This is a genomic window from Alteraquisediminimonas sediminicola (genome assembly GCF_019740335.1).
In the GTDB taxonomy this organism is placed as follows: Bacteria; Pseudomonadota; Alphaproteobacteria; order Sphingomonadales; family Sphingomonadaceae; genus Alteraquisediminimonas; species Alteraquisediminimonas sediminicola.
This window is the reverse complement of record NZ_JAHXZS010000002.1, coordinates 374,367-398,514: the sequence shown is the minus strand read 5'-3', so window position 1 is coordinate 398,514 and position 24,148 is coordinate 374,367. Positions and strand designations below refer to the sequence as shown.

The 24,148-nt window shown below is 51.0% G+C and carries 24 protein-coding genes, 1 tRNA gene and 2 pseudogenes; 16 read left to right on the top strand and 11 right to left on the bottom strand.

Going from position 1 to position 24,148, the window contains the following annotated elements:
• Positions 1 to 38: 38 nt before the first annotated feature.
• The 3 genes from K6117_RS07990 (at position 39) to K6117_RS07980 (ending at position 3,240) form a co-directional block, all read left to right on the top strand.
• Positions 39 to 1,568: a recombinase family protein gene (locus tag K6117_RS07990; RefSeq protein WP_221793665.1), complete on the top strand. Its 1,530-nt coding sequence runs from the start codon at positions 39 to 41 to the stop codon at positions 1,566 to 1,568.
• Positions 1,569 to 1,719: 151 nt separating this feature from the next.
• Positions 1,720 to 2,477, top strand: a protein-coding gene (locus K6117_RS07985; protein ID WP_221793663.1) for an IS5 family transposase whose coding sequence is annotated in 2 segments (ribosomal slippage) — positions 1,720 to 2,053 and positions 2,053 to 2,477 — 759 coding nt in all. Because the reading frame shifts where the segments join, the coding sequence is not laid out codon by codon here.
• Positions 2,478 to 2,928: 451 nt separating this feature from the next.
• Positions 2,929 to 3,240, top strand: a complete 312-nt coding sequence (locus K6117_RS07980; protein ID WP_246604939.1) for a glycine zipper family protein — start codon at positions 2,929 to 2,931, stop codon at positions 3,238 to 3,240.
• A gap of 183 nt (positions 3,241 to 3,423) precedes the next feature.
• On the opposite strand, the gene K6117_RS07975 is transcribed toward K6117_RS07980, so the two are convergent.
• The 10 genes and pseudogenes from K6117_RS07975 to K6117_RS14435 form a co-directional block, all read right to left on the bottom strand.
• Complete coding sequence (locus K6117_RS07975; protein WP_221793661.1) at positions 3,424 to 3,852, bottom strand: hypothetical protein; 429 nt, start codon at positions 3,850 to 3,852, stop codon at positions 3,424 to 3,426.
• An 82-nt stretch (positions 3,853 to 3,934) separates the two neighbouring features.
• On the bottom strand, positions 3,935 to 4,243 hold the full coding sequence (locus K6117_RS07970; protein ID WP_246604938.1) for a hypothetical protein: 309 nt from the start codon (positions 4,241 to 4,243) through the stop codon (positions 3,935 to 3,937).
• A gap of 162 nt (positions 4,244 to 4,405) precedes the next feature.
• The gene (locus K6117_RS07965) at positions 4,406 to 4,582 is read right to left on the bottom strand and encodes a YegP family protein (RefSeq protein WP_221793659.1); all 177 of its coding nucleotides are present in this window, start codon (positions 4,580 to 4,582) and stop codon (positions 4,406 to 4,408) included.
• Between the two features lie 48 nt (positions 4,583 to 4,630).
• Complete coding sequence (locus K6117_RS07960) at positions 4,631 to 4,990, bottom strand: hypothetical protein (protein ID WP_221793657.1); 360 nt, start codon at positions 4,988 to 4,990, stop codon at positions 4,631 to 4,633.
• A gap of 71 nt (positions 4,991 to 5,061) precedes the next feature.
• Positions 5,062 to 5,328: a GlsB/YeaQ/YmgE family stress response membrane protein gene (locus tag K6117_RS07955; protein ID WP_221793761.1), complete on the bottom strand. Its 267-nt coding sequence runs from the start codon at positions 5,326 to 5,328 to the stop codon at positions 5,062 to 5,064.
• 45 nt (positions 5,329 to 5,373) lie between these two features.
• Entirely contained in the window at positions 5,374 to 6,078 is a 705-nt protein-coding gene (gene aqpZ / locus K6117_RS07950; protein ID WP_221793655.1) for an aquaporin Z, read from the bottom strand.
• A 1,165-nt stretch (positions 6,079 to 7,243) separates the two neighbouring features.
• A tRNA-Arg gene (locus K6117_RS07945) sits at positions 7,244 to 7,320 on the bottom strand.
• An 816-nt stretch (positions 7,321 to 8,136) separates the two neighbouring features.
• Positions 8,137 to 8,430, bottom strand: a pseudogene (locus K6117_RS07940) (integrase core domain-containing protein); the annotation flags it as partial.
• The gene (locus tag K6117_RS07935; protein WP_221793771.1) at positions 8,372 to 8,518 is read right to left on the bottom strand and encodes a hypothetical protein; all 147 of its coding nucleotides are present in this window, start codon (positions 8,516 to 8,518) and stop codon (positions 8,372 to 8,374) included. The gene K6117_RS07935 and the pseudogene K6117_RS07940, both read right to left, overlap by 59 nt.
• Before the next feature lie 118 nt (positions 8,519 to 8,636).
• Positions 8,637 to 8,945 (bottom strand): annotated as a pseudogene (locus tag K6117_RS14435) (transposase); the annotation flags it as partial.
• Between the two features lie 347 nt (positions 8,946 to 9,292).
• Here K6117_RS14435 and rfbA point away from each other — a divergent pair.
• From rfbA to K6117_RS07880, 10 genes are all read left to right on the top strand, one after another.
• The gene (gene rfbA / locus K6117_RS07925; RefSeq protein WP_221793653.1) at positions 9,293 to 10,177 is read left to right on the top strand and encodes a glucose-1-phosphate thymidylyltransferase RfbA; all 885 of its coding nucleotides are present in this window, start codon (positions 9,293 to 9,295) and stop codon (positions 10,175 to 10,177) included.
• Positions 10,174 to 10,719, top strand: coding sequence for a dTDP-4-dehydrorhamnose 3,5-epimerase (gene rfbC, locus K6117_RS07920; RefSeq protein ID WP_221793651.1), 546 nt, complete (start codon positions 10,174 to 10,176; stop codon positions 10,717 to 10,719). Before rfbA ends, rfbC begins: the two co-directional genes overlap by 4 nt.
• Complete coding sequence (gene rfbD, locus K6117_RS07915) at positions 10,716 to 11,585, top strand: dTDP-4-dehydrorhamnose reductase (RefSeq protein WP_221793649.1); 870 nt, start codon at positions 10,716 to 10,718, stop codon at positions 11,583 to 11,585. Before rfbC ends, rfbD begins: the two co-directional genes overlap by 4 nt.
• Positions 11,578 to 12,687, top strand: a complete 1,110-nt coding sequence (rfbB, locus tag K6117_RS07910) for a dTDP-glucose 4,6-dehydratase (RefSeq protein WP_221793647.1) — start codon at positions 11,578 to 11,580, stop codon at positions 12,685 to 12,687. Before rfbD ends, rfbB begins: the two co-directional genes overlap by 8 nt.
• Positions 12,688 to 12,816: 129 nt before the next feature.
• Positions 12,817 to 14,601, top strand: coding sequence for an ABC transporter ATP-binding protein (locus K6117_RS07905; RefSeq protein WP_221793645.1), 1,785 nt, complete (start codon positions 12,817 to 12,819; stop codon positions 14,599 to 14,601).
• A 183-nt stretch (positions 14,602 to 14,784) separates the two neighbouring features.
• Entirely contained in the window at positions 14,785 to 15,891 is a 1,107-nt protein-coding gene (locus tag K6117_RS07900; protein ID WP_221793643.1) for a hypothetical protein, read from the top strand.
• 29 nt (positions 15,892 to 15,920) lie between these two features.
• Complete coding sequence (locus tag K6117_RS07895) at positions 15,921 to 17,015, top strand: Gfo/Idh/MocA family protein (protein WP_221793641.1); 1,095 nt, start codon at positions 15,921 to 15,923, stop codon at positions 17,013 to 17,015.
• Positions 17,012 to 18,154: an ATP-grasp domain-containing protein gene (locus K6117_RS07890; RefSeq protein ID WP_221793640.1), complete on the top strand. Its 1,143-nt coding sequence runs from the start codon at positions 17,012 to 17,014 to the stop codon at positions 18,152 to 18,154. Before K6117_RS07895 ends, K6117_RS07890 begins: the two co-directional genes overlap by 4 nt.
• A gap of 77 nt (positions 18,155 to 18,231) precedes the next feature.
• Entirely contained in the window at positions 18,232 to 19,323 is a 1,092-nt protein-coding gene (locus tag K6117_RS07885; RefSeq protein ID WP_221793638.1) for a DegT/DnrJ/EryC1/StrS family aminotransferase, read from the top strand.
• Between the two features lie 581 nt (positions 19,324 to 19,904).
• Positions 19,905 to 21,026, top strand: coding sequence for an FkbM family methyltransferase (locus K6117_RS07880; RefSeq protein ID WP_221793636.1), 1,122 nt, complete (start codon positions 19,905 to 19,907; stop codon positions 21,024 to 21,026).
• Positions 21,027 to 21,192: 166 nt separating this feature from the next.
• Here the strand turns inward: K6117_RS07880 and K6117_RS07875 are convergent, their stop codons facing one another.
• Positions 21,193 to 21,984 carry a hypothetical protein gene (locus K6117_RS07875; protein ID WP_221793634.1) on the bottom strand — a complete coding sequence of 264 codons (792 nt, stop codon included), beginning with the start codon at positions 21,982 to 21,984 and terminating at the stop codon, positions 21,193 to 21,195.
• A 705-nt stretch (positions 21,985 to 22,689) separates the two neighbouring features.
• Between K6117_RS07875 and K6117_RS07870 the strand changes: the two genes are divergently transcribed.
• The 3 genes from K6117_RS07870 (at position 22,690) to K6117_RS07860 (ending at position 24,148) form a co-directional block, all read left to right on the top strand.
• The gene (locus K6117_RS07870) at positions 22,690 to 23,781 is read left to right on the top strand and encodes an OprO/OprP family phosphate-selective porin (RefSeq protein WP_221793632.1); all 1,092 of its coding nucleotides are present in this window, start codon (positions 22,690 to 22,692) and stop codon (positions 23,779 to 23,781) included.
• 77 nt (positions 23,782 to 23,858) lie between these two features.
• Positions 23,859 to 24,014 carry a hypothetical protein gene (locus K6117_RS07865; protein WP_221793629.1) on the top strand — a complete coding sequence of 52 codons (156 nt, stop codon included), beginning with the start codon at positions 23,859 to 23,861 and terminating at the stop codon, positions 24,012 to 24,014.
• Positions 24,011 to 24,148 (top strand): helix-turn-helix domain-containing protein, encoded by a 138-nt coding sequence (locus K6117_RS07860; RefSeq protein WP_221793627.1) that lies wholly within the window; start codon positions 24,011 to 24,013, stop codon positions 24,146 to 24,148. The genes K6117_RS07865 and K6117_RS07860 overlap by 4 nt, the downstream gene beginning before the upstream one ends.

Here is a 24,148-nt window from a genome sequence, read left to right as displayed (position 1 = left end):
CGGCCTACGTCATGAGTCAATGTCACGAGGGCTAGACGTTGCTTCCAGATTATTACGATGATGGTGGTTATTCTGGCGGCAATATGGATCGTCCCGGCCTGAAAAAGTTGCTGGCCGATGTGAGCGCCGGCAAGGTCGACGTTATTGTTGTGTATAAGGTCGATCGCCTGACTCGCGCGCTGTCGGATTTTGCCAAAATTGTCGATATCTTGGATGCGGAGGGAGCGAGCTTTGTCAGTATTACCCAGACTTTTAACACGACCACCAGCATGGGCAGGCTGACGCTTAACGTCCTTCTTTCTTTTGCTCAATTTGAACGCGAGGTGATCAGTGAGCGCGTGCGCGACAAGATCGCAGCATCGAAGCGCAAGGGGATGTGGATGGGCGGCCGCGTTCCGCTTGGATATAGCGCCAAGGATCGAAAACTCATCGTGCATGAATCGGAAGCTGAAATCGTACGTTACATTATGCAGAGATATGTCGGGCTGGGATCTGTAAAGGCACTAAAGCTGGCACTGGATCGTGAAAATATGCGTACCAAGGTGCAAACTTGGTCCAACGGCAAAAGCTCCGGTGGGAACCGTTACGGTGTTGGGCAGTTATACCATATTCTCTCCAATCGCATTTATCGCGGAGAGATTGTGCACAAGGGCGAAGTCTATCCTGGCGAGCATCAGGCAATTGTACGGGAGGACCTTTGGGCGGCAGTTCAGGCCAAGCTTTCTTGCAACAAGGTCGAGCGGCGTAATCAAGTGTGCGCCGAGCAGCCAAGTATATTGGCGGGAATGATCAGCGACATTTATGGTCGCCCGATGACGCCAAGCCATGCGAGCAAGGGGCCAATCCGCTATCGTTATTATATTTCGATGACGGAAGTGGGGCGCGCTGCAGGTTCATCTCGAGCAGTCCGCTTGTCAGCGGGGGAACTTGAGCCTGTAGTCATTGCTGGGTTCAAGGCGCTGTTAGATGATCGTGCGGCGTTAGTCCTGAATTTGCAGGTGTCAGACGGGGTGTCGTCGATCGTGCATGCAATTGATCAGTTGCGCGCGGAGATCGATGTGATGCCACCTTCGGCGTTGCGAGGGGTGTTGTTCGACTTAGGTCTCAAAATCGAAGCCGGGCGCGATGAAGTGGCGGCCGATGTCGATACGGTCATGTTTGCGCGTAAAATTGGGGTGGTAATCGCGGCAAATACACAGATCCCAAGTCGAATTCCGCTCCCAATTGCCAATGTGATTAAACGGCGTGGTCATGAATTGCGGATGGTTGTGTCAGGTGATTCTGATGGCCCATCAAAACGCGATGGCAGACTTGTTGCGTTTATCCTAAAAGCGCAGCAGGCGAAACGAAAATTGATGGAACTGAACGCTGATGAGATTCAGTGTGCAGACGAGTATAGCCTCAAACATCTCGCTCGGATGGCACGAATCGCCTATCTTGCACCTGACATCATCGCAGCCATACTCGACGGGACACAGCCGCAAACGCTCAATGCGCGTGGATTATTGCGGGCTGCCGAGGTGCCTCTTAGCTGGAACGATCAGCGTCGCATGCTGGGTTTCGGCTGATTTTGCGCAGCGTTAACATTTCATTGGATTTGTAACGTAAAATAATTTTTATGATGCCAAAGGTGGGGATGAATTCCGCATGGGCGATTAGGGTCAGGACCTATTGATTGAGTGACAGTGATGTGATTCAGCCTCCGCGAGGAGATTGATCATGAGCGACCTGTATTGGCTTACGGACGAGCAACTGGCGCGGCTTGCCCCGTATTTCCCCAAAAGCCATGGCAAGCCCCGGGTTGATGATCGGCGGGTTTTGAGCGGGATTATTTTCGTCAATCGTAATGGGCTGCGCTGGCGGGATGCGCCGCGCGAATATGGGCCGCACAAGACGTTGTATAACCGTTGGAAACGCTGGAGCGAGAAGGGCGTGTTCGGGCGGATGATGGCGGGCCTGGCCGCTCAGAGTACCGATCCCAAGACCGTCATGATCGACGCGACCTATCTCAAGGCGCACCGCACGGCCTCGAGCCTGCGGGTAAAAAAGGGGATATTGGGCGCCTGATCGGGCGCACGAAGGGCGGCATGAACACCAAACTTCACGCCGTGACGGACGCCGATGGCCGCCCCTTGAGCTTCTTCATCACCGCAGGCCAGATCAGCGATTACACCGGCGCGGCGGCCTTGCTGGATGATCTGCCAAAGGCGCAGTGGATGCTGGCCGACCGAGGCTATGACGCCGATTGGTTCAGAGATGCGCTTGAGCAGAAGGGCATAAAACCCTGTATTCCGGGCCGGAGATCCCGATCCTTGCCGATCAAATACGACAAGCGCCGATACAAACGGCGCAACCGCATAGAGATCATGTTCGGCCGATTGAAAGACTGGCGCCGCGCAGCGACCCGTTACGACCGCTGCCCAACCGTCTTCTTCTCCGCTCTCGCCCTCGCTGCAACCGTCCTCTTCTGGCTGTGATTAACGAGTCCTGACCCTAGGTAGGTCCAGACCAATGTACCTACCCAACGCGCCCCAACCACTTCCCAAACTGGGCGAAAATTAGATTTCGGTCGCAACCTAGTCAAAGCACTTTGGTAGGATAGCACATGGAAAAGCGACCTCCTTCATACCCATGCAGCGTCTCTGAAACGCGGACCATTTTCCTGACCCACTACTCACAAATCATCTGAAGTAGTGCAGGGCTTCATTCGACAACCATAACAATGAAAATGGCACCTCTCTTCAGTGAAAACCCTCTTAATCAATATGATGTCTAAATGTTCACATGGAGAATTAAGTTTGAAATATTTCATGTTTTAAGCTATTATTGCGGGCTTAACGTTCATTGCATGCATCCCTGTTATAATCGAACCTCATTCCCGGTCGATTTCAACACGTGCATGTCAAGCCTGAAAAAAGGAGAGACGTCATGCAAACATCTAGAATCGTCGAAGTGGCAGTCGTGATGAGCATTGCTCTCAGCGGATGTTCAACCAATGACCGTACGTTGCGAAATACAGCTGTCGGCGCTGGTGTTGGCGCTGCGGGCGGCGCAGTGGTTGGCGCTGTCGTCCCGGGTGTGAGCACCGTTGAAGGTGCTGCCATTGGGGCGTTGGCCGGGGCTGTGATCGGGGCTGTGTCGTCAGATGGACGCCGTTACTATTGGGATGATCGCGGCGATTGTTTTTACGTCAAAGACGACCGACGGATGTATGTTGATCGCAAGTATTGCCGCAACTGATCCCAACCACGTTCGTCATTCGCAAAAGCCCTCGGCCGCATGTCTCGGCTTTTCCTAGCCGAAGAAGCACAAATGTGAATGGTGTCGTTTGCATCCATTCTCAATCCATCAAAGCCCTGACCGGCATGAACAGGGCAGAGCGTTAACGAGTTGTACCTGCCTCCACGACAGTTCAGCAAAGCATCATGGTCCAGAAGCGACAACTTTAGCAGCCGACTTTTTCGTTTCCCGAGGCGGGATCGTGTGGATCGTGGAGGCATATTCAGCCGTCAGCACGAATAGCCAAAACTCGGTCCCCAGCCAGTTACCAGTCTTTGCCCCCTTGATGAGATCAAGGACCAAAAATCCAAGCGACAACATCCTGAATAAGACAGAGCTATAGGTCGGCATATCTGCACGCATCGAAGCCGTCACCATCAAGATGATGCTCATTCCGCCGAACATGATTGAGGAAAGAAGATTATCTGCGCGGTAAAACCCGTCCAACGCGGCAATGAACCATAATAGGCGAGATACTGCAAACTGGCTTTGACCGGTCACCTGACAGAGTTTGATGATAGGTGGCAGGAAAAATGTCTTGCCAATCCATAGGTCGATTTGTGTGAGGTTCATCTGCTCACATTAGTCGCGACGAACCTTGGATACTAGTATCGCCACTCCCCGGATCGGGGATAAGTATGTCGGTGTAGTCGGGTCACCTATCAACTATCGCGCTGACGCGGTGGAAAAATGGCTGATGCGGGGTCGGGCCGCGCTGGATATCATGGAACAAACCCGCCCCCAGTGTCGGCAGCATAGCCTCAATACCCATCACACTCTCCATATTCCGAACATCGATATGAAGATGGAGTTTACCGTCAAAATGTAAGCTGATCGCCGCATCGACAGGGCAAACCTCCCTCAGGGTACTGGTTATTTTGCTGAGTTCGTCAGTGACAAAGGATGAGCGCGTCTGGACCGGGAATGGCTCGACGCTGCTGGGCTGAATATTTTTGTGATTCATTGCATCCCCTCCCCCTTAAGTTTCAGGATAACTGAGCATAGTTTCCCCTAATTACCAGCATTTACGATGCTTATGCGGATTTGAGCACTTATTCAGACCTATCCCATCAAGCCGATCGACGGGGAGCAGTTCCCTGTCACACCGGCTTGACGTGATCCGCCGTCAGCTATTGTCTTCGACAGGCGCGCTCGGGCCATTTTTCTTGAAGGATTCAATCGCATTTAAGGCAGACGCCTTGCTCGCATAGCCCTCAGTCGCGAACATTGTTTCCGTGTTATATTTGAAACGAACGCGGAACTCTCCTGCCTTGTCCTTATATATCTCGAATTTATGCGCCATGTTCGATCCTCCTTTGCTTTGACAGACAATGTCAGCCTATCGCATCCATCAATTTTTCCCGAACAACCCTTTGGCCATGCCCAGCACGTCATTCAGCGGATTGCCATCACCATCCCGGTCAAGCTTTCCGAGCAACCCAGCCGCTTGCGGGTTGTTCTGCAGAAGCTCACTAAACTTGGCGAGAACGCCTTCGCCGCCGAGGCGATCGACGATTTGGGTCAACGTGCCGCTATCGATACCACTCGCTGCCGCAGCGGCGGTTACAGTGTCGCCGGACTGAGGATGCGCCGTAGACAAAGCGGTAACCGCCTTCTCCGCAAGCGCGGGATCAATACCGACTTTGGCCGCAAGACTTGCGATATCGACGTTGTTGCCGACTTGCCCCAAGATTCCATCCAACATACTCATTTCAATCTCCTGCTGATTACTTCGGCCTAAGCATTCCGACGAAGCTAGTCTCAAATTTCTCTCAATAGCGATCAGCGCACGCTGCCGCGCCGGAAGAAATTAACGATTCCGAGCAGGATGACCGCACCGACAAAGGCAATGATCAGTCCCGTCAGCGAAAATGCTTGCACACTGCCTCGGATACCGAACAAAGGCCCTGATAATGCGTTGCCGATCAGCGATCCGACGCAGCCGACCACGATATTCCATAAGATGCCCATCGAAGCGTCTCGATTCATGACCAAGCTTGCCAACCAGCCCGCGATACCGCCCACAAGCAATGCAATAATCCAGCCCATCATCGTTCTCCTTTTGAGATCAAAATCCTAACTCATTGAAGCGCCCTATGCTCGCTCCCACGTTTCATCTGCCTGCAACATATGGCGCCAGATCAACGCACCGACTGCCGCGCCGACCAATGGGGCAAGCCAGAACAACCAGAGCTGGCTCAGCGCACCTGTTTCAGCGAAAATAGCGACCCCGGTCGAGCGCGCAGGGTTCACTGACGTGTTGGTCACAGGTATCGAGATCAAGTGAATCAGCGTCAGTGCCAGTCCGATCGCGATGGGCGCAAATCCAGCTGGTACGGCCTTCGATGTCGATCCAAGTATCACGATCAGAAAGCCCGCTGTCAGAATGACTTCGATGATCAGCGCTGCCTGCATCGAATAGCCGCCGGGCGATAGCGTCCCGAAACCATTCGATGCGAACCCACTAGTCTGGAAGTCAGCCTTGCCCGATGCAATGGCATAGAGCACTGCGCCCGCAACGACGGCGCCCGCGACCTGCACGATCCAGTATGGCAGCAATTCCTCCCAGCTGAACCGATTGGCCAAGGCCAGACCCAACGAGACCGCCGGATTGAAATGTCCACCCGATATGCCGCCAACGGCATAGGCCATCGTCAAAACGGTCAGGCCGAATGCGAGCGCTACGCCCGTAAAGCCGATGCCCAACGCCGGAAAGGCGGCCGCCAGAACCGCCGATCCACATCCACCAAATACAAGCCAGAATGTACCAAAGAACTCTGCTGCCAGCTTTCTTGCCATTTGCCTCTCCATCACTTTTTAGAGTGCAGTGCACCCCACATTCACGACAAACTAAATCGTGTAAAAATAGATTGGAAGATGATTCCAATGCCGGCGCACGGTCAGTAAAACATACTTCATTTATGTAAAAAACAAAGTTTTTTATAGTATAGTATCGGCATGTTCTATTTACGAATATAGATAAAAAAAGCCCAGCCTAAATCTTGACTGGGCAGTTTGAACTCTCAACTATGGCCAAGAGCTTCGGGGAGAGGATAGGTAAAAATCTACATAGTGCATCCTCATCTCCGTAATCTGTAGGTGAATACCCTTAACTGCTTGGCGAGTTCCCGAGCAGCATGGATATCGATGCATGCACAGATCAAAACAGTGACTCGATCATGCTTGCTGGCCTTGGGACCACATGCCCAATCCAGTTAATCCAGTTCGTCGAACAGGGCAGCCATCTCAGCAGCGGTCTTGTCAGTAGTTACGAGTTTCAGGTGGTCATCATATCCTTTTAGGTAGCCCGGACCGCACGACGCTGGCGCACGGCCCGGAGAGTGAAATTTGAGATTTAAAATGTAAGATGTGTGGAGGACCTATCAGGCCCGCTTTAACGTGACGAATGGCTTGCGGGTTTCCAGGTTAGGCACAAGCCAAGGGCAGTTATCCCAGCGCGGCAGCTGCTCGATGATATCGATCGCCGCTTGAGCGTATGGCGGCTGTCCTTGGCGCTTTGGTTGAGCGGAGCGCAGCAAAAGAAGCCGCGGTTGATGAGCGGCTGCGTACACTGATTACGGAACTGAACCAGATAAGAGAAAAACTTAGTCGTCTCTATCAGGCGATCGAAGACGTAATTGTCGAAACGGATGAGGAGGTGAAAGAGTGTATTAATAACCTCAAGGCGAGGCGCGACGTTATCGACGCTTCACTTGGCCGCATTGCGGAGCAGGCATCTGTCAGCGCCGTCATTACACCCGATCGAATCTTTGTGTTTACTCTGGTGCGGCAAAAGCTTGATGACGGTGAGATCCTGGCGCGGAAGGCGTATCTTCGCGCCATCATCGCTCGCATTGAAGTAGATGACGATGAGGTAAGAGTTTTAGGCGACAAAACGGTGCTTGCCGAGACTGTTACTGGGCGCAGGGGTACCACAGGCAATGTTCGCGGTTTTGTTCGCAAATGGTGCACCCGAGAGGATTCGAACCTCTGGCCTCTGCCTTCGGAGGGCAGCGCTCTATCCAGCTGAGCTACGGGTGCGTGGCACGTTGCGGTGCTTGGGAAGGCGCTTAGCAAAGGCTGCGAAGGGATGCCAGCGGCTTTTTGTTTTTCTAGTGTGCAAATGATCTTGCCCGGTATGGCCATAGCCTCAATCGCGGCCTTACATATGGGCAGGGGCGGAATATGCGGGGCCGCCACGAGATTGTTGCGATCAAAGGCGGTGATGATCTCTTTGCCGAACTTCTTCGAGATTACATCCGATAACAGAAATGCAGCGTGTATTAACCCGTCGGGCGATCATTCTTTAGCAGTTGAACATGATGCGTGGCGAAGTTCTGTATGAGGTCCATCTTCACATAGCCATTGACGGCATAGGCGCCCGCTTTGATAGGGTTGGCATGCAACAGGTTTCAATTACTCTTTTCGCCCACGATCAGCACGAAGTTAAAATGCAGGTCGCACGGGTCCAGCAAGATCACGCGGCCGCCCGTACCATGCGGCGTGAAAATCAGGATGCTCTCGCGCCCCAGAAAATACTGCAGGACGGTCGTGGTGCTTTAGGGGGCGACGATGGGAGGCAAGGCTGCGCAAATAGGATAGATTCGCTAGCAATGCCCCGACAACAGCCCCCATTCCATGAAGGAAGTGCAGTAGCGGGGCCTTTCAGATTGCGGATCATAGGCTAAAATCGGGATAGGTGGACAGGACCTGCTGTACCTATGACCTGTGAGCCTTGCCCGGCGAGTTGCGGACTGCGCTAGGGTGTGGTCTCATTGCGTGGTGCACCAGAGGTGTGTGCAAATGAGTTTGATGGCAGCAAGTGACCGGCCCCCACTGAGTAGTCCGAGTTGATTGTTAGTGCATTTGCGCCTCCATCGCCAGTGTTGGCCGAAGGTGGAGCGTAGCGTAACCGGAGGGCGGCACTGGCGATGGAGCGGCTTCTGGTGCCGGTGGCCGGTAGCCCAGAGAGCTATGCGGGCGCACAGTGTTGTAATGTCGCCGCCAAGCTTCGATCAATATTTTAGCTTCGGCGAGGCTGTAGAAGATTTCGCCATTCAGCAGTTCGTCGCGAAGCGATCCGTTGAAGCTTTCATTGTATCCGTTCTCCCACGGCGATCCCGGCGTGATGTAGAGTGTGGTCACGCCGATCTCCGACCGACGCACCCTGCGCCAGTGCAATTTCTGCCTCACGCAGCTTGCCAATAATCTCTTCCGGCTTGTGCTTCTTGAACGGCATTCCTTGTCTCCTTCATGGTCCAAAATAACAGATATTTTGGACCACTCAGAAGGGGGAAGATCAGCTGGCGGATGTCCCTCAGCATGGACAAGAGTTGGTGAGACCGCCCCGGGAACGTCCCAGGCTGGTGGATGCGCACGCAGGGGGAATCGATCATCATCAGTTCGCCGTTGAAACCCTCAGAAACCGTCGCCAGCAGCAGGTCTCATGCCCCGACTGCACCAGCGGGCAAGTCGGTTGTCGTAGGTGGTCGGTGGTCCATAACGCTCAGGAATCACCGCCCATGATGAGCCAGATCGAAAGCGCCAGAGAATACCTTCAGCACCCGCTGATCATCCACCTGGGGCACGCCGCGTGGCTTGTTGGGTAGCAAGGGTTTAATGATGTGCCATTCTCTGCCTGTTAGTTCATACCGTTGCCGTGACATCCGCTCCTCTATTCATAAGTTGAGTGAATCACGCTGAGGCTTCGAATTCAATCTGCTTTTATAAGTTCACGCCCTAGTACTTTCTTTTTCGAAAGGCCGTAACGCGTGTTCTGCGCCATGGCATGAAAGATGGTGGTGTCATGTATAGATGCTGGCAAATCGATGATTTTTGATGTCCATGCCAAGGGGGGGGGTATTAAGAATTCTGTACTGATAGTTAACATGTAGGTCATATTACTACTTTTATAATGAGTTGATATTGTCGATAGAGTCAGTATATGCGTGGTCCATATAGTATCGGCCGATAGTTGGAATTGAAACTAGTTGTGATAAACTCTGGAAAAAACGTGTCGGCGCGTCGCGGCATCATCCTTGCGGGTGGGTCGGGCACTCGTTTGCACCCCTTGACGGTCCCGGTCAGCAAGCAATTGATGCCGGTCTATGACAAGCCGATGATCTATTATCCATTGTCGGTGTTGATGCTGGCGGGGATCAGAGAGGTGCTGGTGATCTCTAACCCGCATGATCAGTCCGCCTTTCGCAAATTGTTGGGCGATGGGTCGCAATGGGGCATGAGTATCGAATATGCGGTTCAGCCCAAGCCGGAAGGGTTGGCTCAAGCCTATCATATCGGGGCGGATTTTGTTGGCAATCGTCCATCTGCCCTGATCCTCGGCGACAATATATTTTACGGCCACGGCTTGCCGGAAATGTTGCAGACTGCGGATGCACGGCCTAGTGGGGCGACGGTGTTCGGCTATTATGTCAAGGATCCTAAGGTCTATGGCGTGGTATCCTTCGATGAGAACGGGCGCGCGGAAACGATTGAGGAAAAGCCCGAAGCACCTATGTCCAATTATGCCGTGACGGGCCTGTATTTCTATGATGGTCGGGCGGTCGAATATGCCCGTCAGGTGCAGCCTTCGGCCCGTGGCGAACTGGAAATTACCGATCTCAATCGCATGTATCTTGGACAGGGCATGCTGAATGTCGAACTGATGGGGCGCGGCTTTGCCTGGCTTGATACTGGGACGCATGGTTCACTATTGGATGCGGGCCTCTATGTCCGAATCACTGAAGAGCGTCAGGGCTTGAAAATCTGCTGTCCGGAGGAAATCGCCTGGCGCAAGGGCTTTATCGACGATGCCCAGTTTGAGGAGATTGCAGTGCCTTTGTGCAAAAGCGGCTATGGCGAATATCTGCTCGACATGCTGCGTAGGGGGGGGCGGTGATTGTTGAGTCGACCCGCATTCCCGATGTGAAACTGATAACGCCGCGTGTGTTTAGCGATGATCGCGGTTTTTTCATGGAGACATGGAATGCCGCCGCTTTTGCAGAGGCGGGTCTGGATGCGTATTTCGTGCAGGATAACCACAGCCGTTCGGTGCGCGGCGTATTGCGCGGTATGCATTATCAATTGCACCAGCCGCAGAGTAAATTGGTGCGAGTGACGGCGGGCCGGGCCTATGATGTGGCGGTCGATCTGCGCCGATCCTCCCCTTATTTCGGGCAATGGGTTGGGGCGGAATTATCGTCTGTTAACAAGAAGATGATGTGGGTGCCGCAGGGATTTGCCCATGGTTTTGTCACGCTTGAAGACGATACTGATTTTCTTTATAAATGCACTGCGTTCTACGACCCGAAGGATGAGTATTGCGTGCGGTGGAACGATCCAGTCTTGGGCATTGACTGGCCGCTGGGCGATATGACCCCAATTTTATCCGCAAAAGACGTATTGGGCCGTTCGCTGCAAGATGCGGTGACATTTTCATGAGAATAATGCTGACGGGCGCGGGCGGGCAGCTTGGTCATGCATTATGTCGGGCGCAACCATCGGGTGAAGACATCATTGCGCTCGATCGGGCAGGGCTTGATGTCGGCGATGCGGCGGCAGTGACGGCCATGATGGAGACGCTGCGGCCCGATCTCATTGTCAATGCGGCTGCCTATACTGCCGTCGATCGTGCTGAGCAGGAGTTGGAACTGGCCGAAAGGATCAACCATCAGGGGGTACGGTATCTGGCCAATGCAGCGCGCGCAATTGGCGCGCGATTGGTGCAGGTGTCGACAGATTTCGTGTTCGATGGAGCGAGTACCCGACCTTATCGAATAGATGACCTGCCTCGGCCCCTGAGCGTTTATGGCCGCACCAAATGGGCGGGTGAGCATGCGGCGCTGAGCGCGCCAGGCAGCCTGATCGTGCGTACTTCATGGCTCTATGGTGTGCAGGGCACCAATTTCGTCAAAACTATGCTACGCCTGATGGCAGAACGCGATGAAGTGCGGGTGGTGGCGGACCAGATCGGCACCCCGACCCATGCGGACTCGCTGGCGCGCGCTATCTGGGCATTGGCCATGCGGGGAGCAAGTGGCATTGCCCATGTGAGCGATGCAGGCGTTGCGTCTTGGTATGATTTTGCCGTCGCCATTCAGGAAGAGGCTTATGCAATCGGCTTACTGGATCGCATGATCCCGGTTCTCCCGATCGCGACCAGTAATTATCCCACCCCTGCAACTCGCCCGGCCCTGAGCGTTTTGGATAGGGATGCAACCTGGGTGCAACTGGGCAAGCCTGCTGCGCATTGGCGAGTTGAACTCCGTCTTATGCTGGCTCAATTGAAAGACATGACCTGTGGCTAATCTTCTCGTGACCGGCGCGGCCGGTTTTATCGGCGCCAATTTTGTCCGTTACTGGCGAGAGCAGAATCCCAAGGACGGGATCGTTGCGCTGGATGCGCTGACCTATGCGGGCAATGCCGCCAATCTGGATGGTATAAATCAGGTCGATTTCATCCATGGAGATATTCGCGATCAGGCGCTGGTCGCCCGGCTGATGGCGGATCATCGCATTGACACCTTGGTTCATTTCGCGGCGGAAAGCCATGTAGACCGATCCATCAAGGGGCCAGATGTCTTTATCGAGACCAATGTGCTCGGCACCCACGCTCTGTTGAAAGTGGCGCGGCGGCATTGGCTGGATAGTGGTTCCGGCCAGCCGCACCGTTTCCACCATGTATCGACTGATGAGGTCTATGGAACCTTGGGCAGGGACGATCCGGCCTTTACCGAAACCACGCCTTATGCGCCCAATTCGCCTTATGCCGCGTCCAAGGCTGCATCGGATCATCTAGTGCGCGCCTACCACTATACCTATGGGCTGGAGGTCACGACATCCAATTGCTCGAATAATTATGGGCCCTATCAGTTTCCCGAAAAGCTGATCCCGCTGTTTATCGCCAATGCCCTGCATGGTCGCGCCTTGCCGATTTACGGCGATGGGCAGCAAGTACGGGACTGGCTCTATGTCGAAGATCATTGCCGTGGCATTGAGCAGGTTCTGCGAAAGGGGCGGGTCGGTGAATGCTATAATATCGGCGGCGGGGAAGAACTGGCCAATCTCGTCGTGATAGACACTTTATGCGCTGCGATTGACAAGGCATTTGCGCATGACCCCATGCTGGCAGCTCGTTTCCCCGACTCCCCAGCGGCCGAGGGGAAGGCGACAGCATCGCTCAAGATCAATGTGGCGGACCGTCCTGGCCATGATCGGCGTTATGCTATTGATGAAAAGAAGATCCGGGATGAACTGGGTTATGCACCCGCCCATGGCTTTGCAGACTGGTTTGCCCAGACATTGCAATGGTACCTCGCCAATGAGAGTTGGTGGCGATCCATCATGGATGGCAGCTATCGCAGCTGGATAGCTGACAATTATGGCCACAGGGCCGGGGTGGCGGTCTGAAGCACATCTGCATTCTGTGTCCGGGATGCAGCCCTTCGTCAGTATCCATTAGAGCGGTTCTTTTGTGGCTTTTCCCGCGCGTCGTGACCGAGTAATGGGTGCAGGAATGCCGATGGAGCAAATTGATCAATGTGGAATACCCTCACTCGGACCATCGCCCTCATGACGCGTGAGGAAAAGCGACGCGGCGGGCTGTTGTTGATTCTCGTGGTCTTGATGGCGATGTTTGAAACTTTCGGCATTGCAGCACTTCTGCCCTTTTTCCAATTGCTCAGTGACCCCGATGCGCTTGAAACGAACAAGTTGGCGAAAAATGTCTATGAATGGAGTGGGCTTGACGGGCGGCACAATTTTTTGACGGCGGTCGGCTTTTTCGCCTTTGGCATCATCATCAGCGCTGCGACAATCCGCATCGTCACCACCTATGCTATGAACCTCTATGCGCAGGTGGGAGGGCATCATCTCGCGGAACGGTTGCTCTCCATGTATCTGCGCCAGCCCTATGAGTTTTTTCTAGAACATCACAGCAGCGACCTGACGAAGAAGATCATGCTGGATTCCCAGTCCTTGGTCTCCCAGATACTTCAACCCGGAATGTATGTGATTGCCTATACGCTTGTGCTGATGATCATGACGAGCATGATGCTCGCGCTTGATCCGGTGTTAGCGCTTGCGGTTGGCGGGGTAATTGGCAGCCTTTACGTGCTGATATACCAGACGATCAAGCGGTTGCTGTCACGACTGGGTCGTGATTTGGAAGTCGCGACCAAGGAACGATTTTCCGCCATTGACGTGGCCTTTGGCGGGATCAAGGACATAAAGCTATTGGGCCGCGAAAATGTCTATCTGGACCAGTTTCGTCCGGCCTCCCTGCGCTGCGCGCAACATCAGGCGACCAATGCGACCCTTGGTGAATCCCCGCGTTATCTGATTGAGGCTGTGGCGATTGGTGGGGCGCTGGCGCTGGCGCTGGTCCTGCTGGCTACTAGCAGCGGGTCCGGCATCGTCCTGCCGGGCTTGAGCGTTTATGCCTTGGCTGGATACAAGCTGATTCCGGCGGCGCAGCGGATATATAGCGGATTGAGTAACCTGCGCTTTGGTGAAGGCACACTGGATTCTATCACGGCTGATTTCAATGCCGAGATTGCCTTTACCCCTTTGCAGGAAGTCACGACTACCGCCATTTTGCCAAAGCTGGAAATCGTGCTCGATAATGTGGTCTTTGCCTATCCCAAGGCCAAAAAGAACGCCTTGAATGGAGTGGAATTGATTATCCCCGTGGGCGCCTCCATCGGCCTTGTCGGCGGTACGGGGGCAGGTAAGACGACTCTGGTGGACATCATTCTTGGCCTGTTGCGGCCGACGGATGGGCAGTTGATTGTCGATGGACAGGCGATTGACGATCACAACCTTCGGGCTTGGCAACAGGCGCTGGGCTATGTGCCGCAGTCAATCTTTCTGGCTGATGCATCTGTAGCGGAGAATATCGCTCTTGGCGTGGCGAAGCGCGACATCGACATGGTCAAGATCGAGGAATGTGCCCGCATGGCCCAGATCCACGATTTCGTCATGAACGAAATGCCTGACCAATATTACACCACCGTCGGCGAGCGCGGCGTGCGCCTTTCCGGCGGTCAGCGCCAGCGCATCGGCATCGCGCGCGCTCTGTATCATAACCCTTCCGTGCTGGTGCTGGACGAAGCTACGAGCGCGCTCGATTCCATCACCGAACAGGCGGTAATGGAATCCGTGCAGGCGCTGAGCCACCAGAAAACGATCATTATGATCGCGCATCGTTTGAGCACTGTGCGCGCCTGTGACACGATCTTCATGCTCGACCATGGGCGGTTGAGCGATCATGGGACGTATGACGAACTGCTGGCATCGAGCAAGAAATTCAAGGCGATGGTTTGAATGCTATTTTCAAACCCATTCAATGTTTGGATTCCTCTATAAGGAATGATATCAAAATTTCGAGATGTGAAATTCTAGAGATGTTAATTTATGATAATGCGCAAAATATATAAACTGTATGTGAAGCTTGTTTCGTTGTCTGGTAAAACAAAAGAGGAGAGGCGTCGAATTAAAAGGAGATTAATGTGGAAATACGATGAAAAAATATATAATTTCTCTGAAGAGCATATTTGCTCTTTAATGCAGAATATATCATTTCCAAATGAAGTTCGTGTCTCGAAAAAAATAATCGTAATGGTTGTGCCGGAGCATAACGCAATGAGTGGAGGGATATTTTCCTTCTTTTCTATTGTGGAGCAAATGCGTCGGCTTAAACGACATCATGGGTGTGAAATCATTATGATGACGCGTCCCACTGGGACTGGCGTAACCTATTATCGGAATACGAACTTTAGAAATTCTGAAAATGTATATCGTTTTTCTCAAATAACACTTTGTAAGGATGCAGAAGAAGTCTATCTTCATATTCCTGAATATGCGACGAAATATTTTTATAATGATTTGACCGGTGAGGAGTGTGAATATTTATTGAATCCAAAAAGAAAGATTTATATAAATATTATGAATCAAAATATTAAACTCATGCCTGATCGCAACAGTTTTGCGCCATTGAGGATAATATCCCACGATATCACTCAGTCGGTTGCGCATCACGCCTATTTCAGTCAGGAAATGACGGATCGTTATTGTCTGCCTACTCTATTGCTTCCGGCTTATACTGATTTGAGTGCTTATGCTCCTTCTCATTTTACTGAAAAAGAGAAGATAATTATCTATTCACCAGATAAGGCCCCGCACAAGCGGCAGATTCTTAGCAAGATTTCACGCGCTTTTCCAGACTTCAAGCTTATTGAGATTCGTGATATTACTTTTGATGCGTTCATGGACCTGGCAACTCGCTGCATGTTTTCGATTACATTTGGTGAGGGGTTCGATGGATATCTGGCGCAGCCTATACATCAGGGCGGGATAGGATTTTCGATTTACAATAGGGATTTTTTCCCTTCACCAGATTACCTGCGGTATAAAAATATTTTTCCGGACAAGGATAGTTTCATAGAAAATATATGTGATAGAATATATGAATTTTCTCATAGTGAAAAACTCTATGTTGATACAAACAAAGAGTTGGTAGACAGATATGATGACTTGTATTCAAAAGATGAATACATTGAAAAAATCAAGAGGCTAACTTTGCGTCAATTTGAGCTAATGCCGTCCAGAGGTTAGCATGTGAACTATTGGGTTATGGTGTAAGGATGAGTGAGAAGCTGAAATTTTTAGTTGTCGGAGCGGGCCTGATCGGCAAGCAGCATGCTCATTTGGTTCTTGGGCGGGAAGATTGCGCCCTTGCGGGCATAGTGGGGCCCGATACAGAGGATAATCGGCATTTTGCGCAATTCTGCGGCACGGATCTGTATGAGGAATTGTCAACGGCACTTTCCGAAAAAAAACCGGATGCAGTGGTGATCAGTTCGCCAAATCAATTCCACTTTGATCAAGCCATGGCTTGTATCGAAAATGGGGTGCCGGCGCTTGTCGAAAAACCGATGACCGATAATCTTGTTAGCGCGCAGAAACTGATGGAAGCATCTGAGGCATCTCAAATACCTGTTCTGGTGGGGCACCATCGAACCTATAGCCCTTTGCTCAATGTAGCCGACACTTTTTTAAAGGATAAACGATTTGGCCGACTAGTGGCGATGCAGGGCAGGGCTCTGTTTTACAAGCCGGCGCATTATTTCAAAGAGGGGGCTTGGCGCACCAGGATCGGTGGAGGCCCGATCTTGATAAATCTCATCCACGAAATAGGCTTGATGCGATATTTTTGCGGTGATATCAAAAGCTTGGTCGCCATTTCAGGTAATCACATTCGTAATTACGAAGTTGAAGATACGGTCGCGATATCGTTTGAATTTAACAATGGTGCGCTTGGTTCATTTCTGCTTTCCGATGCTGCTGCAAGTAGCAAGAGCTGGGAAATGACAAGTGGCGAAAATCGGTCATATCCTTATTTTCCTATGGGAAATTGCTACCATTTTGCCGGCACGAATGGGTCCTTGGACTTTCCCAGCATGCGCGCGAAATATTACGCGGATGGCGTGGATCCGTCCTGGTGGTGTGATTTTGAAGAAGTTGCATTCCAGCGTAACCCCGCTGATCCGCTCGCTCTACAGCTTGAGCATTTTATAGACGTAGTGCGAAATTTTACTCGTCCCAAAGTATCTGCGCGAGATGGTTATCTCAACATGCTGGTAGTGCATGCCATACAGAGGTCAATTGCGACCAACTCCATCATGTATATGGATCGCTTAATGGCTGAAACCCCTTCTCAATGCATGGATAACGCATGAAGATATTGCTTCTGGACGCCGCATTTTCCGCATTGCCCATCTATAAATCTCTAAAAGATTCTGGCCATGATGTCTGGGTCATGGGCAATCGGCCTACTGATATTTTGGCCGTAAAAGCCAGAGATAAATGGATTCAGCAAGATTACAGCAAAGTTGACGCTGTTTCTAAGATTATAGACCATCATGGTTTTGATTATGTTGTGCCGGGGTGCACGGATATCTCGATGGCGACATGCGTTAATCTTCAATTGAGCACGGGGCTCATGGATTCGCCCCAAAGCAATGAGGCGATCTCCAACAAATTCGCTTTCAGGCGCCTCTGCAAGGAGTTGGACCTGCCTGCGCCGAAATCTTTTATTGAAGCCGATTTTCCGATGAAGGGGCGCTATATATGCAAGCCAGTGGATGGGTTTAGCGGGCGAGGGGTTACTGTATTTTCTGGAGAGGACATTTGCGCCCTTCAAGAAGCTGTGCGATTGGCGAAAAACTCCACCCCATTATCAGATGTAGTTATTGAAAGCTTTATTGCAGGAGAGCTGCATAGCTGCAGCGCTTTTGTCGAGTCCGGTCGTCTGGTCAAGGTCTTTTATGTGCGGGAGGGGAGTTCAGCCAACCCATATGCTGTGGACACCAGCTATGTGGTTCATGATTTGCCATTGACGTGTACAACTGTATTGGAGGCTGGAATAATAAAGCTCTGTAGTTTTTTGAAGTTGAAAGATGGGCTTATCCATACTCAATTCATCATATCGGATGGGTGCCCGATGATTGTGGAGATGACCAGAAGGTGCCCGGGTGATTTATATTCAATGCTTATAGAATATAGTACGGGATATCCTTATGCATCTAAATTTTCTTCATATTTTATAAATAAACATGTCGAATTTTCCGCGAATGACATGCATAATTTCGTATTGCGGCATACGGTCACGTCAGATGTTCATAATGTTTATGAGGCTATTTATTTTAAAGAAAAAGTATGTGTAAAATCATTTTATCCGTTAAATTCTATCGGTGAGATTATGTTACCAAGACAGGGAAGTAGAGCTGGAATTTTGTTTGCAGAATATGATGGCTATAATATGATGCGTGATGGTTATGATGATTTTTTAAATAGAAATGTATACATTCTATCATAAATTTGTGAAATTATATATAAAATAAGTGCACATAATAGGGGTTTTTAATGTCCAGGCCGTTATATGTAACTCAGCCAATGCTGCCGGATTTGAATGATTTTCATCGGATGCTGGGCGATATTTGGCAGAGCAAGGCGCTGACGAATTGCGGCCCGTTGCATCAGCAGCTTGAGCGCGAGTTGCAGTGTTATCTGGATGTGCCCACGGCAATGCTGTTCAACAATGGCACCATTGCATTGCTGGTGGCCTTGAAGTTGTTCGACCTGCCCATAGGCAGTGAAGTGATTACGACGCCTCTCACCTTTGCGGCCACTGCGCATGCGATTACATGGAATGGCCTGAAGCCTGTTTTCGTGGATGTTTTGCCGCACACGTTGACACTGGATCCCGCTGCGGTGGTAAAGGCTATTACGCCACGCACTTCGGCCATTCTGGGCGTGCATGTCTATGGCAATGTGTGTGAGATTGAGGCGCTGGAGTGCATTTCCAAACAATATAATCTACGATTGTTCTTTGACGCGGCCCATGCATTCGGCGTCACCGTCAATGGGCGCTCTATTGCTTCTTATGGCGATGCTTCTGCATTTTCTTTTCATGCCACCAAGCTGTTCAATACACTTGAGGGGGGATTGCTGGCCACGAATAGGCCGGAAGATGCCGAGATCATTTATCATCTGCGGAATTTTGGTATCAAGAACGAAGAGGAAGTGGTTTCAGTTGGCATTAACGGGAAGCTAAATGAGATGCAGGCGGCGATCGGCTTGCTGAACCTTCCTTTGGTGGAGGAGGAAAAGCGTTCTCGCGCCGGGTTGAAGCAAAAATACAGAGAGTTGTTGAATGACCTCCCCGGCATACAACTGCCTCCCGAACAGCAGGGCGTCACAAGCTCGGAGCAATATTTCCCTATCGTGGTGGATCCAGCTACTTTTGGATGCACACGCGACGATCTTTATGACGAGCTAAAGGCGCGCCAGATTTTTGCGCGGAAATATTTCCACCCAATTTGCACGGATTTTGATCCCTATAAGGGGTTTCCCATATATTCTGTCCGGGATACGCCTTTCGTTGATATTATTAAAAATCGAGTTTTGTGCTTACCATATCACAGCGGTGTGGATGATACGGATTTAAGTGATATAATTTCTGTATTTTATAATAAAAATATATAATCTTATATTCTCGAAATGGTGATGCCGTGGTCAATTGGATGTTCAGTAAGCTGCAAGTGAAAATGAGAAAAATGCGCTTGTCTTACCGTATACGATTACCGATAGGGGGCTTCTTAAGACGCTGCTGGGCATGATGGGGGCGCTATAGTAGGTGGCGCGGAGCTAATATTGGAACGAGTAGGGTTTAATGTCGTTGCCAAGGGGAAATAAATATCCTGTCCCGATGCAGGTAACAGGTATATGCAAGATCTTTGTATGGGCCGAATATATTTCTATAAATTGATAATAATGGTGGATGATTGTGCGCGGTTATAGATTGAAAATCTAGTTAATATTTCCCATTTTTTTGAGATAGTGGTTGCGCCTCCTGCGTTTTTTTAACAAAGTGGTGATGGTGCTGCAAATACAATAGGATATATACATATCCGAATTGCATTGACTGTGCGAGATGTTATTCTATCTAACTATTTTTTAATGCCAAAAAAATTAAGCTAGGCAAGAGTTTTCGTGAAAAGCGGATAGTATTTTCTATGGGGAATGGGTAATATATATAATATTTTAAATAAGCTAAAGGAAGTTGCATGTTGCATCCGCACAGGGCCTATGAAGATGATACATTGAGCGTTCTGGCCAATGAATCAAGAGGCTCGTTCATTTTCAATTATGAAAAGACAATCAAATACTTGATGAAAAATCCATCAGGGTTGACGGATCCCCGTGTCAGGCTAAACATGCGCCCCGAACCATATCGGCCCTCTGCCGAAATAGAAAGCGATTCAACGCTTCTCTGTAAGCACGCACTGGCTATGGTGTCGTCAAATATTCAAAAGTGGGAATGGTTATATGACAATCTCGGTGATGCGGCGTCGCAGCGTTTGTTGCTGTTGGTGCTTGCTTATCGAGCATTGGGCTGGAAATATGTTCGCCTTCCTCTTGATAATGACAATTTTTGGAATGCAGTTTCTTCGCTTGGCCAATTAGGCGAACCAAATCGTATCCCTGAAGATTTTTCCAACAAAGATCTACAATATGCGAACTTGCGTCCTATTGGGCGGGATGTTGCAGTCTACAGTGATGCATTTGGTCTATTTAACGAATTTCTTTATCCGCAATATAGCTATCGAGGTCTCACAGAAATTCATACGGTTAAAAATGGTGATTATGTTATAGATTGCGGGGCTTGCTATGGCGGGACCAGTCTGAATTTTGCAGATTTGGCTGGCCCTACGGGGCGGGTTTATTCATTCGAGTTTATGCCGGAAAATTTGCTTGTTTACAGGCATAATGTAAATGAAAATATTAATCTGCAAAATAGAATTTCTTTAATCGAAAAGGCTGTATGGTCGCAATCAGATAAAATCATGTCGATTACCGGTTCCGGTCCGGCGGCACAGGTGCATCTTTCTGATATCGAGGGTGCAGCTAATATAAAATCCATAAAAATTGATGACTTTGTCAAAGAAGCAGGACTTCCGACAGTTAATTTTATCAAGATGGATATTGAGGGTTCTGAAATTGAGGCACTAAAAGGAGCAATGAACACAATTGAACGATTCAGACCTGTAATGGCGATATGCGTATATCATAATATTTCGGATTTCTATGAAGTTCCAAGGTTACTCAAGGGAATTCATGAAGATTATAAAATATATTTTGGCCATTCCACTATGCACGGGGATGAGTCCGTTATTTTTGCCGTCTAAACATGAGGGCATGTAAATTTCATATTGGTGACGAACTCTGTGCGTGTGACAGATTAGAGATGGATGGTGACGTGTCTGGTTCAATCTCCAGACACGTTTGTCCAGAACACTGTTATTCTACCCAGTATAATAGAAGCACCGGTTACATCAGGGCAATATAAGGGAGTTACTTAATAAAATTCAGAACCTTGAATTTTGCCTTTTTCAGACAGTCGCTGACATATTCCAGCCAATAGAGCATTTTGGAATAATGTTTTCGCCGCTGCATGTGCCTGCGCAGTGATACATAGGCTGCGTGTTCTTCCTGCAATAGTTGCGTGCTGAGAAATACTTGTTTCTGCGCACGCGCTTCGCGGGAGGAATAGCCTCTCGATAGCTGGTGGTGGACGAGGACGGACTCGTCGAGCACGGCAATCTTGTTTCGGGCATAGGCGGCGCAGATGAAGAGCCAGTCGATGCCCAAACCATAGAAGTTCAAACTGTAATCAGCTTCACGCATTCGTTGGGCGATGGCGGGAATCATGGAAAAGACAATGCCGTCCGTCTGGGCAACGATGCTCCAATCACTGTTGTTGATGCGCTCCATCCGGGTTTTTTCAAGCCGCCATGGAGTGCCCCGCATTTTCGGTGACCATATCGCCATATTGTCTAAACTGGCATGTGCATTCCGGCATTTGCGCAGGAGATCGCCCCAATCTTCACAGGCGCAATCGGCATGGATTACGAGCATGATCTCCTGCGGTGCACAATGATCGAGACAGGCGCGGAATTTATCTGACCAGAAAAGGCGGTCGTCGCGGTAGATGCGTTGGCAATCCAGCCCATCGAATGCTCCTGAATCCGGCCCGGAATAGACGATTGAGATCTTGTTCAGTCGGTTTGATAGGCATTGGGCAATATGGGCAGCGCGATCATGCTGGCCTCGCCAGGATATGATGAAAACATGGATGTCGCTCATTTCAATCCTTGTTCTCGGTCACTCATAAATGCTGGATTCTATCTGATCCATTGGCATCTAGCCATGCGAAAGGCCGGTTACAAGTCCTGAAAACTGTCGCCGAGCTGTCTGTAATGCATGTTTGATTGCTGTATCGGCCTGCGCTTTCTCTCGATATTGGGGGGGGGCAGCTCTTAGACGCGTATGATGGTATCCGATCAGCGAAGGGAGCCGCACAGCGATTGGTGGCTCGGCGGTTTGCCCAATTCAGCTTTGCGTCACAGGCGCTGCTTCCGCTATGAACTCCGAAGGTCCGGCGGACTTTATCAGTAGCACTACTAGGACAGATTAGGAAATCTAAAGGGTGATGACATTATGAATTATGCGCATAAACTGCCGACATTGTCGCTTTGCGTTTATCTTATGCTCTCCACGACGTCGGGGTTGGCGCAGGCAGTAGTTCCGGTACCACATTACGCTGCGGAGGACCTGCTACTACAACGGCTGGAGGCGTTAGAGGTGCGGGTTCGGCAGTTGGAAGCGCGCAATGTTGCTCTGGAAGCCGCTCAAACCGTAAAGCCCGCTGCTGCGGCCTCCGTGGCAGCGACCTTAGAATCCCCTCCGATCTCGGTAGCAATGAAGGCCGCTGTGCCCGTCGTATCCCTACCTGTACCTTCAGTGGCGCAAGTCCCTCTCGCAGCCGATTTCACGATCGGGCCCAAGGGCATGATTCAGGTTGATTATGCGGGCTATAATGCGCGCGCGGGCGGCTATGATTATAGCAATGGCACCGATATTCGTCGTGCGCGCTTTGGATTTGATGGCTCGGCTTATGACGCTTTCAAATGGCGCTTGTCCGCCGAATATGTCAAAAATAATGTGACGTTGCTGGATGCCTATCTCCAATATGCGTTGACGCCCAATTGGTCGGTTACCATCGGTCATGTGAAGACACCCTATGGCTTAGAGGGCGTGACCTCGGATGCCAATCAGACATTCCTGGAACATGGGATGGCAGGTAATGCTTTTACCGCCGTCGGTGCGGATCGACGGGTGGGCGCGATGGTCAGCTATCAATCGCCAAGGCTGAATGCGGCCCTAGGCCTGTTCGGATCGGGTGAGGCGATCAAGCGGTCTGAGGCAACCCCGGATGAGGGCTATGGCGTGAATGGCCGGGTGGCCTATGCCCCGATCCTGACCAAGGGTCGGCTATTGCAAATCGGCGTTTCAGGTTTCCATGCGACCAATTTGGCGGGGGGAACGGTTTCGATCGGGGATCGGCCCAATGTGCGGGTTGATGATGGAAAGTTGATCGAGGTGAAGTCGATCACGGGTATCGCATCGGCGGATTCCATCATGGCAGAGTTGATCGGCGCGCAGGGGCCTTGGGCGGTGCAGGGCGAATATGGGCGGTTAAAGCTGAACCGCGATGCGGGGCTGGCCGATCTCGATTTCGATGGTTTTTATGTTTTCGGTAGCTGGATTGCGACGGGGGAAACGCGCCGGGTGAAAAATGGCGTGGTAGAGCATATCAAGCCTAATGCCGATTTTAATCCCGATGCGGGCCATTGGGGCGCGGTTGAACTGGCGCTGCGTTATGATCAGCTCGATCTAACGGATCGCGGCCTTTCGCCGCTGAAGCGCAAGGCGGTGAGTTGGACCGGCGCGATCAACTGGTATCTGAACGCGCGGGCGACGCTGCTGTTCAATTATATCCGGTTCCGGGGAAGAAATTCATTGTTGGTCGTGACGCCATTGGTCAATGGCACAACAGCGCGGGGTGAGGCATTTGCCACAAGACTACAGTTCGACTTTTAGCGCACGGGCATCATCATCGGTTCCCCGGCGAAATGTTGAACGCATATGATCTCGAGGGCCTGATCGGCCAGTAGGGGATGCGCCTGACCAGCGGCAGCGCGTTGCGCGCGCGGGTGACACAGGATGACCTGCCTGACGCCGTCGCTATTCTTCCTGCGCCGCCGCCCGTTAGCTTTCACCCTCAGGCCCCGCGCGATGACGATCCGTTGATGCCGATCAACTGCTGGAGATGATGGAATTGGAGCGTATTCAGATGGCGCTCGATATGGTGGATGGCGTGATTTCCGAAGCTGCGCGCTTGCTGATGCTCAAGCGCACAACGCTGATTGAGAAAATGCGGAAATATGGGGTGGATCATCAGGCCTGA